Origin of the sequence: Intrasporangium sp. (genome assembly GCF_035688975.1) — a bacterium.
Classification (GTDB): Bacteria; Actinomycetota; Actinomycetes; order Actinomycetales; family Dermatophilaceae; genus CALMNV01.
The window spans coordinates 1-10,827 of record NZ_DASSMH010000088.1; the positions used below are offsets into that span (position 1 = coordinate 1).

Here is a 10,827-nt window from a genome sequence, read left to right on the forward strand (position 1 = left end):
CTCCGTCATCGGCGCCGCGGCCCCCCAGCGGTGCAGCAGCCGAGGGCGTTCTCGAGTCGCCCCCTGCCGCCAGCCGCACCGCCACGTCGGCACCGGAGTCGGGGGCGTCCTCGAACCGGGCACTGATCTGCGCCGTCTGGAGCTCCACGAGCCGGTCACCGGCTCCTCGCACCAGCGCGCGTCCCGGGAACCGCTCGCTCAGCGCGGCCGCCTCGGGACCGTCGACGACATCGAGGCTGTCGCCACGGTCGCGCATCCGCAAGGCGATGCGCAGCTGCACGTTGGCACGCATGTCACCGGTGATGATGCCGGCGGGGCGCTGCGTGGCGAGGACGAGGTGAACGCCGAGCGACCGACCGACCGCGGCGATCCGCACGAGGCCGGCGACGAAGCCGGGCAGGTCGTCGGCGAGCAGCTTGAACTCGTCAACCACGAGGACCATGCGCGGGATCCGGAGGCTGTCGGCACGCCGCAGGCGGTCGTACCCGGCCAGGTCGGCGGCCCCCACCGACGCAAACAGCCGTTCCCGGCGACGGAGCTCGGCGTCGAGGGACGAGAGCGCACGGCGAGTCAGGTGCTCGTCGAGGTCCGTCACGAGGCCGACGGTGTGCGGGAGCCGCGCGCAGTCCCGGAACGCTGCTCCACCCTTGTAGTCCACGAGGACGAACGACAGCGCGTCCGGGGGCGTGGACACCGCAAGGCTCGTGACGAGGGTCCGCAGCAGCTCCGACTTGCCCGAGCCTGTCGTGCCCCCGACAAGGAGGTGCGGGCCGTCGGTGGCGAGGTCGAGGGCATACGGCCCGGTGGCGGCCGTTCCGAGCACCGCTCGGGCGGCGCCCGCGTGTGCGGACCAGCGGGCCGCGACGGAGGAGGCGTCGACCGGGTCGCAGGGCGCGACCCGGTCGGCACGGTGCAGTGCGCGGAATCCGACGTGCGCGGGGACCGTGCCCTCCTGGTGACGAGGAGCGGCGTCCTCGAGCGGGGCCAGGGAGCGGGCGTGCGCCTCCAACCACCCCGCGGTCGGCAGGTCCGGGATGATGCCGTCCAGCGTCGAGGTGGGACCCATGAGGGCGGCCGATGACCCGTCACTGCCGAGCGTGAGGCATGCGCTCGTTTCCGGCGGCAGCTCGTCGTGGTGTGTGGCGATGCAGACGATGTGCACACCCATGGCAGGCCCGTGCTGGAGCAGCCCGGCCACCCCCGCGTGCCCGCGCAGGGTCTGGGCGCCGTCGAGGACGACGACGAGCTCGGGCTCGGGCGCCCCGGACATCGCCCGTCCGGCGCGACGCCCCTCCACCCAGGTGGCCAGCTCGTCCGGCCCGTCCTTGGGGTGGCCCACCGTGTCGGCGCGGCCTGGCGAGCCGGGGCTCGGCATGGTCGGCGCGGAAGCAAGCGGCAGCCAGTGGGGCAGCCAGGCCGCCCAGCACCAGTCGCGTTCCGCGTCGGGCGAGTCGGCGAGAACCGCGATGCGGACCTCCCGCGGCGACTGCCACGTCGCCAGCTGCGCGACGACCGCGCCGGCCAGGGACAGCGCCACGCCGCGGGGGCCGGTGAGGCCGAGCACCCCGACGTCGCGCAGGCTGACGACGGCGGGAGCATGGTCGACGGACGGCGCGGCGACACCCCCACCCGAGACGGTGAGGACGGCCGGCTGGGTGGCCGTGCCCAGCCTGACGACGAGGTGGTTGTCGTCGCCCGGGTGCCGGCACCAGAGGGACGGGGCCCGTTGCCGTGCCACGACGGCCATGGTGGCCAGGTCGGGGTGGTCGCGGTCCCGCTCGGCCGCCTCCGCAGCCAGCGCGACGTCCAGCCGCGCCCGCGCCTCGGCGGTGCGCCGCGCGTGCTGCTCCGACTGCCGGCGATGAGCACGACGGCCCTGGCGCCGGTCCCCGGCCCACTGTCCGAGGAGCAGAAGTGGTGACAGCAGCCCGAAGAGCAGCATCGTCACCGCGTGCAGGCCGAGCGCCAGGAGTCCGGACACGACGAGCGGGGCGAGCAGGGCGACAAGTGGCAGCTGGGGCGCCCGGGGACCGGGCGCGGGGTCGGGAAAGACGATCTGCACGGGCGCCCGGCGTGCTCCGATGCGGGGTGGTCGGTGGATGGGCACCCGCCCGTCGCGGGCCGGACGGCGGGGCGAGGGATCCGGCATACGGCGCAGCGCCACCGTCGTCGAGGCGACCCGCACCCGGTCACCGGGGGCGAGCACCGCGCCCTCTCGGGGCAGCGGTGAGGCGCCCACCGTGGAGCGGTTCGTCGGATTGAGGTCACGCAGGTGTATGCCGCTCTCGCCCACGGTCAGTGCCGCGTGCGCCCGCGAGGCCCCGGGGTCGTCGAGGCGCACGGCACAACTGGCTGCCCGTCCGAGGAGGTGGGTCCCCCGCCCGAGGCAGACGACCCTGCCCGCACCATGACCGCCCACAACGTGCAGCTCGAGCAGGCCCCGCCCGGCTGGGGCGCCCGCTCCCGAGACCGAGCCGCCGTCGACGACGAGGAGGGCCCCGTGGACGAGCGGGTCGAGCCCGAGCCGGTCCTCCGGCGCCAGGCGGCGCCCGGCGCGAAAGGTGGCGTCGACCGGCACGCACCTGCCCTGAGCCGCGAGGACCTTGGAGACCCTCGGTGCAACCAGGCTCCAGGGCGTGCCCGTCGGGGCGTCGAGCTCGAGGTCGATCGGCTCGACCGCACCCCATGACGGGTCGAAGACGCTCACGCGGACGTGCATGTGGCCTCCTTGCCCTCGGATGTCGATCCGATGCAACCCCACCCGGCGGGCACGTGCGGCATCTCGTCGCGCCGCTGTGGACGAGCCCCGCGCTCCTTCGGAGTTGTCCCCAGGGTTGGCCCCTACCCCGGGGCCGGGCTCAGCGCCCGGCGTCCTGGGGCCCGTGGCGACGACGTGCCGCGCGCGGGGTGGCGCCGTCGGGCCCGACAGACGAGGACCGCACGATGAGCTCTGTCGGGAGCACGGTGACCTCGCGGGGACGCCCCGGCTGGGCCAGTTCGGCGACGAGGTTGCGCGCGCCCTGCGACCCCAGGGACTCCAGGGGTTGGCTGACGGTCGACAGGCCGAACACGTCAGCCATCTCGTGACCGTCGAAGCCGACCAGCGCCACGTCGAGACCGGGCTCGCGTCCCAGGTCGCGCAGGGCCCGCAGGGCGCCGAAGGCCATCTCGTCAGACATCGCGAAGACGGCGGTGGGCGGTTCGTCCGCGTCGAGCAGCCGACGCATGGCCTCCTCGCCTCCCTCGACGGTGAAATGCCCCGCCTGCTCCAGAGCCGGGTCGGGCGCGATGCCGGCCTCCTCGAGGGCCGCCACGAAGCCGAGGTAGCGCGGCCGCTCGAGGACCAGCGGATCCCGGTTCTCGCGGCCGTAGATGAGGCCGATGCGCCGGTGCCCCAGGGACAGCAGGTGCTCTGTCGCGGTGCGCGCCCCCGCCGTGTCGTCGATGAGCACGCTGGCGACTCCGGGCGCGGAGGTGCCGATGAGACTGACGGGGACCTCGACCTTGAAGAGCTCCTCGAGGTCAGGGCTCTCGGCGGCGACGGACATGACGATGAAGCCGTCCACCCGCCGACGCAGCCGGTGCAGCGGGGGCGCGGGATGCGGGTCGCTCGGGTCGCCCAGGCAGTAGAGGACGACGTCGAGCTCGTTGGCACGCAGCTCGCGCTCGATGCCGCTCAGCATCCGGGCGAAGGACCACCGGGAGATGTACGGCGTGATGATGCCGATGCTCCTGGTGCGTCCGGTGGACAGGGCCGCGGCGGCGGGGGACCCGACGTAGTCGAGGCGCTCGGCGGTGCGCAGGATGTGGGCGCGGGTCTCCGGGTCCACCGTGGCGAACCCGCGCAACGCCCGGGACACCGTGGCGGTGGAGACGCCCGCGGCCCTCGCGACGTCCTTGACGGTCACGCCCATGCGCGGTCGGTCCTCAGCTCTCCGAAGGGATGGGGCGGCGGTGTCACCAGAGATCGTATGCCGCCCACGCCCTGGGGTGCGCCCGCACGGTTCACCGGCCGGGCAGCCGGCGCATGCGCTGCTCGGCGCCGTCCTCGCCATAGGGCCACGGCGCGGCTCGGGGCGCGGACACGGCGGTCAGCCGCTCCATCTCGTCGTCGCTGAGGATCATGGTCGCGGCGGCGAGGTTCTCCAGCAGCTGCTCGAGGGTGCGGGCCCCGAGGAGGACGCTGCTCACGCCAGGGCGTTGGGCCACCCAGGCGAGCGAGACCTGGGCCGGGGTCGCGCCACGGTCGGTCGCCACCTTGTCCACGACGTCGAGCACGTCCCAGGTCTGCGGGTCGGCGGCGCGGCGGTCGTAGGCTTCGAGGCCCCGGCTGGGGTCCTCGCCGAGCCGCGTCGCGCCGACGGGCCGCTCGTCGCGGCGGTACTTGCCGGTGAGCCACCCGCCTCCGAGGGGCGACCAGCACAGCAGGCCCAGGCCGCTGTCCGCGGCCGCGGGGAGGATCTCCCACTCGGCCTCGCGCACGAGCAGGCTGTAGCTCGGCTGCAGGGCGACCGGCGCGGCCAGCCCGCGCGCCCGGGCGACGTCCACGGCCTTCTGCACCTGCCAGCCAAGGTAGTTCGACAGGCCGGGGTAGACCACGAGACCCGAGCGGACGGCATCGTCGAGGAACGCCAGCGTCTCCTCGAGAGGAGTCAGCGGGTCCCAGGAGTGCACCATGAACATGTCGACGTGGTCGCGGCCCAGCCGTCGCAGCGAGGCATCGAGGGCCCGCCGGAGGTGGCGTCTGCTGGAGCCCTCCGCGCCGAGCACCGGCGTGGCGGGGAAGCGGCCCTTGGTGACGATGACCATGCGGTCGACGACGTCGGCGGGGCGCCGCGCGAGCCAGCGCCCGACGATGGTCTCGGCGGCACCAGCGCCGTAGACGTCCGCGCAGTCGAGCAGGGTGCCTCCGCGCTCGACGAACGCGTCGAGCTGCGCGAAGGAGGTCGCCTCGTCGGTCTCGCTGCCGAAGGTCATCGTGCCGAGGGCGTATGCCGAGACGGCGCAGCCGCTGCGTCCGAGAAGTCGGTACTCCATGGGGGGTGGCTCCTGGTCGGGGGTCGAAGGGGTCAGCGCCGCGCGGTGGCGCGGTAGCGGTCGATGAGGTCGTCGAAGAGGGCGTCGAGGCGCTGGTCGACGGTGCGGCGGGCCGGGTCCGCGTCGTGCCAGGCGATGATCTGGCGCGCGCCGTGGGAGAAGGGGATACGCGCGTGCCAGCCGGGCACGAGGGAGCGGATCTTGGTGTTGTCGAAGACCATCGAGTTGGCCTTGTCGCCGAGGAGGGAGGCGCCGAGGTCGGGGTCGGCGGCGGCGACGGCGTCGGAGGGCACGTGGACCAGTCGCGGCTCGGCGCCGGCGGCGTGCGCCATGGTGGTGTAGATCTGGTTCCAGGTCAGTGCCTCGTCGGAGGTGATGTGGAAGGCCTCGCCGATGGCGGCCTGCCGGCCGAGCAGTCCGACCAGGGCGGGGGCGAAGTCCTCGTGGTGGGTCAGGGTCCACAGCGACGTGCCGTCGCCGGGGACGAGGACCTCGCGGCCCTGGCGCATCCGCTCGACGACGGTCCACCCGCCGTCGAAGGGCGCCATGGTGGGGTCGTAGGTGTGCGAGGGCCGCACGATGGTGACCGGGAACCCGGTGTCGCGGTAGGCCCGCACGAGCAGGTCCTCGCAGGCGATCTTGTCGCGGGAGTACTGCCAGTGCGGGTTGCGCAGCGGCGTGGACTCGGTCACCGGCAGGTGCGTGGGTGGAGTCTGGTAGGCCGAGGCGGAGCTGATGAAGACGTACTGCCCGACGCGCCCGCTGAACCGGTCGATGTCGGCCTGCACGTGCTGGGGGGTGAAGCCGAGGAAGCTCACCACGACGTCGAAGGTGCGATCGCCGAGGGCGGCCTGCACCGACGCGGGGTCACGCACGTCGGCATACAGCACCTGCGCCTGCTCCGGCGCCGGTGCCCGGCCGGTGGCGGCGGTGCGCCCGCGGTTGAGCAGTGTCACGTCGAGCCCGTCGGCCACCGCCCTGGCCACGCAGGCGGTGCTGATGATGCCGGTCCCACCGAGAAACAGGACGCGTAGCGAGGTCATGGGGCTCCGTTCAGGTCGAGGCGGGAGGGCAGCACCGATACGTCACCGGTCACTTGAGGCCCCCGGAGGTCAGTCCACTGATGATCCGGCGCTGGAAGAGGAGCACGAGGATGACGAGCGGCACGGTCACGATGACACCGGCGGCCATCTGCGTGCCGAAGGGCTGGTCGAACTGGGAGCTGCCGGTGAACTTGGCGACGGCGACCGTCACCGGCTGGGCCTGTGGGGTCTGCGTCATCGAGTTGGCGATCATGAACTCGTTCCAGGCGGCGATGAACACGAGGATCGCCGTCGTGAAGACGCCCGGGACGGCGAGCGGCAGGAGGACCTTGCGGAAGGCCTGCACCGGCGTGCAGCCGTCGATCCGGGCGGCCTCCTCGAGCTCCCACGGCATGGCGACGAAGAAGCCGGTGAGGATCCACACGCCGAGCGGCAGCGTGAAGCTGATGTCCGGGATGACCATCGCCTGGTAGGTGTTGATCCAGCCGAGGTCGGCGAACCTCTGGAACAAGGGGCTGAGGATGGCGACGCCCGGAAACATCGACGTGGCGAGAAACAGGCCGAGCACGACGTTCTTGAGGCGGAAGCGGAGGCGGGCCAGCGCGTAGGACGCCATGACGCCGACGAGCAGGGACAAGCCGGTGACCGTGCTCGCCACGATGACGCTGTTGCGCAGGGCGAGGCCGAAGCTGTTCTCGTCGCCGAAGACCGCGCGGTAGTTGACCAGCGTCGGGCTGCCGGGCACGAGCTTGTTGTCGAAGATGTGCGCCGGGTCCTTCAGGCTCGAGACAGCCATCCAGGCGAACGGTGCCAGGCAGAACACCGTGACGAGCGAGATGCCCAGCCAGAACAGGGCCGGCTGCAGGCTCGCCCGGCGGGCTTGCAGCCCGGCCGCCGACTGTGGGGGCCGGGGAGCGGGACGATCCGTCATGTCAGACCTCCGTGTCCCGGTTGACGACGTTCGCGCCGAGCAGCTTCACGAAGAGGAACGCCGCGGCGAAGATGATGAGGAAGGTCAGGGTCGAGAGCGCCCCACCGTAGCCGGCCTGCAGGTTTCCCAGGCTGGCCCGCACCACGAGGATGGACAGGGTCGTCGTGTCGTTGGCCCCGTTGGTGAAGATGGCCGGCAGGTCGTACATGCGCAGCGCGTCGAGCATGCGGAAGAGCACCGCAACGAGCAACGAGGGCCGCACGAGCGGCAGGGTGATGTGCAGGAACCTCTTGACCGGGCCTGCGCCATCCATGGCGGCGGCCTCGAAGACCTCGCCGGGGATGATCTGCAGCCCGGCCAGGATGAGGAGCGCGACGAAGGGCGCCGTCTTCCACGTGTCCGCAAAGACGATGGCGACCTTGGAGGGCCACTCGCTGCCCGTCCACGTGATCGACGTCCCGAACAGGGCGTTGATGATGCCGCGGGGGTCGAACGCCCAGCGCCACAGGACTGCGGCGACCGCGGTCGGGATGGCCCAGGGCACCAGGACGCTCGCGCGCATGAGGCCGCGGCCGCGGAAGGCCTGGTTCATGAACAGCGCCATCGCCAGGCCGATGAGAGTCTCTAGCACGACGGTCGTGATGGTGAAGAACCACGTGACGCGGAACGCGGCCCAGAACTCGGCCCGGTTCGCACCCCACAGCGCCTGGGCGTAGTTGTCGCCCCCCACGAAGCGGAGCGACTCGCTCACGGAGTCGTCGAAGAGGGACCGGCCGACGCCCTGCACGATGGGGTAGCCGATGACCGCGGTGAGGACCGCGAGCGACGGGATCACCAGCCAGAAGGCGAGGCGCCCGTCCCGGCGCCGTGGGGCCGTGGTGCGGCGGCGGCGCCGGGACGGGAGGAGCCGGTCGCGAGTGGCGGTGCGGTGCGACGACTGCGCGGACAAGCGACTCGCCTCCGTTGCGTCTCGGGTGTGTTGCGTCTCGGGTGTGCTGCGCTGGCGGGTGGTGCGTTGTGGTTGCGGGTCAGCCGACGGCGCGGCGCAGCTCGTCGGCCATGGCGCTGACGGCCTGGTCGACGCTGGCCTGCCCCTGGAGGGCGGCGTAGGCGTTCTTCTGGATGGCAAGGCTCACCGCGTTGTAGTTCGGCGTCGCCGGCCGCGGCTGGGCGCCCAGGATCGAGTCCTTGAGCGTCGGCAGGTAGGGGGAGGCCTTGACCAGCTCCGGGTCGTCGTAGAGGGCGGAGCGCACGGAGGCCTGGTTCATGTCCTTGACGACCGACCGCTGGCTCGCCTCGGACTGCATGAAGGCGATCCAGTCCTTGGCGGTCTGCTTGTGCTTGGAGAACTTCGACACCACGAGGTCGATCCCGCCCAGGGACGACCTTCCCGGGCCAGTGGCCCCGGGCAGCGTCGTGATGCCGAACTTGCCCTTGACCGCGGAGCCGGCCTCGTTGGCGGAGGTGTAGACGTAGGGCCAGTTGCGCAGGTACATGAGCCGGCCCTCGACGAAGGCGCGTCGGCTCTCCTCCTCCTTGTAGGTGATGGCCTCCTTGTTGATGAGACCGTCCTTGAAGGCCGTGACGAGGACCTGGAGCCCGGCGCGGGCCTCCGGCGAGTCCACGGCGACGGTCTTGCCGTCGTCACCGAGGAACTTCCCGCCCGCGGCGTTGATCGCCTCGGCTGCGTTGACCGTCAGGCCCTCGTACTGCGAGAACTGGCCGGCGTAGCAGTCCATCCCGGCCGGCTTGACCTTCCTGCACGAGTCGAAGAGCTCCGCCCACGTCTTCGGAGGCGTCTTGACGAGGTCGGACCGGTAGAAGAGCAGGCCGCCGTTCGTGATGAACGGAGCGCCGTACATCTTGCCGTTGTACATGGCCGTCTTGACCGCCGCCGGCATGATCTCCGGGCCGCCGTAGACCTTGGGGTCGAGCTCCTCGATCCAGCCGCGGGCTGCGAACTCAGACGTCCACACCACGTCGGACCACAGGACGTCGTAGGCGCTGCTCTTGGCCTGGAAGTTCTGCACGAAGGAGGTGCGCTGCTCGTCCGGCGACGCGGCGAGCTCGAGCATCGTCACCTTCTCCTGCGGGTGCGCGGTGTTCCACTTGTCGAGGAGCGTCTGCATCTCCTTCGTGAAGTCCTTGCCGGACGCGAAGGTGATCGGGCCCCGGCTGTCGTCGGCGCTGCCGGCGGTCGTGGGGGCGCTGCTCCCGCAGGCAGCGAGCGAGCCGCCGCCGAGGATCAGGGCTGCGGCAAGGGCGATGAGTTTCTTCCTGGGCATGGCGACTCCTGTGCTGGGCATGACGACGATGTCGATGCATGGAGGTGGCGCGGCGAAACAGCTTGCGCCGCAGAAGGATTGATCGGACTCGCCACACATGAGGCTGTCTCGGGGAGCCCCGTGCAGGTCCGTGAGGGAAGTCTGGCGGTCGCGCGGACCCGTGTCAAGTAATCGGTTACATTCGGTCGGCGGCGACGCCCGGCTGGTCGCGCCTGCACGCGGCACTGGGTCGCGGGGCTCGTCCACAACCCGGGCGAGAAGCGCCGCACTTGTCCACAGGTTGGTGAGGTTTTCGGTGCGGGGGCGCTCCCGGCCAGTACTGTCGACGCAGCGCCTGAGAAGTGGTCGAGGGGACGCCCACGTAGGCCGGAGTCAGGGGGTGCGGCGTGACGACACACGAGGCAGTCCGGCACGTCGAGGGCGAGGTGCGCGAGCTGATCCGGCGGTCAGGCCTCGACCCGTCGCGAGACCGGGTGGAAGTGCGGCGGCTCGTGCACGACGCCGTGCAGGACTACGACCAGCGATCGCTGCACGGCGGCCTGCCCGTCCTGGGTGACCCGGCAGGCGCGGTCACCTCCATCCTGTCCGTGGTGGCCGGATACGGCCCGTTGCAGCAGTACTTCGAGGACCCCTCGATCGAGGAGATCTGGATCAACGAGCCAGCGAAGGTCTTCGTGGCCCGGGGCGGAGTCGCCGAGCTGACGACGACGATCCTCACCGCGGACGACGTGCGCGACCTCGTGGAGCGCATGCTCAAGACCAGCGGGCGCCGGGTCGACCTGTCCTCGCCCTTCGTCGACGCGACGCTGCCCGACGGCTCGCGCCTGCACGTCGTGATCCCGGACATCGCCCGGGAGCACTGGCAGGTCAACATCCGCAAGTTCGTCGTCCGTGCCGACCACCTGGACGACCTCGTGCGGCTCGGCACGCTGACCCGGCAGGCGGCGGCCTTCCTCGGCGCCGCCGTGGCGAGCGGCCTCAACATCCTGGTGGCCGGCGGCACGCAACCGGGTAGGTAACCAGTACTAACAGGCCCGCGTGTCCCGTCATGTAACCAGCAGCCCACCGGCGGCTCCACGGCGGCAAGTAGCAAGGTTCTTGGCGTGCGTGACGAGCGGCCCCGGCGGCTAGCCAAGTGCGACATAATCGTCCAAGACAGACAGGGGTGGGGCATGGCAACGAGTGGCAAGGTTGGTCAGATGTTCGAGCCCATGGCGGCCGTCTGCCCTAGGTGTGACCGGCCTGTGGCTCTTGTCGTCAAGGGCCAGTGGGCGCTCTTCCAGGATGACTGGGACTTTCCGCTTAGGTGGACTGCGGGCCACTGCCCCGCCTGCAGTCAGGCGCTGTTGCTCATCCAAGAGCAGTACTACGACGACTGGGATGCGCCGGCTCAGATCTACCCTCCGATGGCCAGGCGGCTAGGCACGGAGATCCCGAAGGCCCTTCGCGATGACTTCGAAGAGGCGCGCACCACGCTTGGGGCCAAGGCCTACAACTCGTCGGTTCTGATGGCCCGGCGGGTGCTGGAAGG

General features: G+C 71.5%; 8 protein-coding genes and 1 pseudogene. 2 read left to right on the top strand and 7 right to left on the bottom strand.

Translation table 11 applies throughout. The features are described 5' to 3' along the window. The 7 genes from VFJ94_RS09435 to VFJ94_RS09465 all read right to left on the bottom strand — a co-directional run. Positions 1-2,719: FtsK/SpoIIIE domain-containing protein (locus tag VFJ94_RS09435; RefSeq protein ID WP_325003949.1), on the bottom strand; the 2,719-nt coding region annotated here is incomplete at its 3' end. A 139-nt stretch (positions 2,720-2,858) separates the two neighbouring features. After that, the gene (locus VFJ94_RS09440) at positions 2,859-3,914 is read right to left on the bottom strand and encodes a LacI family DNA-binding transcriptional regulator (RefSeq protein WP_325003950.1); all 1,056 of its coding nucleotides are present in this window, start codon (positions 3,912-3,914) and stop codon (positions 2,859-2,861) included. 91 nt (positions 3,915-4,005) lie between these two features. Beyond that, positions 4,006-5,037, bottom strand: a complete 1,032-nt coding sequence (locus VFJ94_RS09445; RefSeq protein WP_325003951.1) for an aldo/keto reductase — start codon at positions 5,035-5,037, stop codon at positions 4,006-4,008. Positions 5,038-5,069: 32 nt separating this feature from the next. After that, positions 5,070-6,080 (bottom strand): SDR family oxidoreductase, encoded by a 1,011-nt coding sequence (locus tag VFJ94_RS09450; RefSeq protein ID WP_325003952.1) that lies wholly within the window; start codon positions 6,078-6,080, stop codon positions 5,070-5,072. 49 nt (positions 6,081-6,129) lie between these two features. After that, positions 6,130-7,011 (bottom strand): carbohydrate ABC transporter permease, encoded by an 882-nt coding sequence (locus VFJ94_RS09455; RefSeq protein ID WP_325003953.1) that lies wholly within the window; start codon positions 7,009-7,011, stop codon positions 6,130-6,132. A gap of 1 nt (position 7,012) precedes the next feature. Then, on the bottom strand, positions 7,013-7,960 hold the full coding sequence (locus tag VFJ94_RS09460; RefSeq protein ID WP_325003954.1) for a sugar ABC transporter permease: 948 nt from the start codon (positions 7,958-7,960) through the stop codon (positions 7,013-7,015). Between the two features lie 79 nt (positions 7,961-8,039). Beyond that, positions 8,040-9,296 (bottom strand): ABC transporter substrate-binding protein, encoded by a 1,257-nt coding sequence (locus tag VFJ94_RS09465; protein WP_325003955.1) that lies wholly within the window; start codon positions 9,294-9,296, stop codon positions 8,040-8,042. 386 nt (positions 9,297-9,682) lie between these two features. On the opposite strand from VFJ94_RS09465, the pseudogene VFJ94_RS09470 reads away from it, so the two are divergent. Next, positions 9,683-10,312, top strand: a pseudogene (locus VFJ94_RS09470) (ATPase, T2SS/T4P/T4SS family); the annotation flags it as partial. A 183-nt stretch (positions 10,313-10,495) separates the two neighbouring features. Further along, positions 10,496-10,827 (top strand): hypothetical protein (locus VFJ94_RS09475; RefSeq protein ID WP_325003956.1); only part of this gene is annotated, 332 nt, incomplete at its 3' end.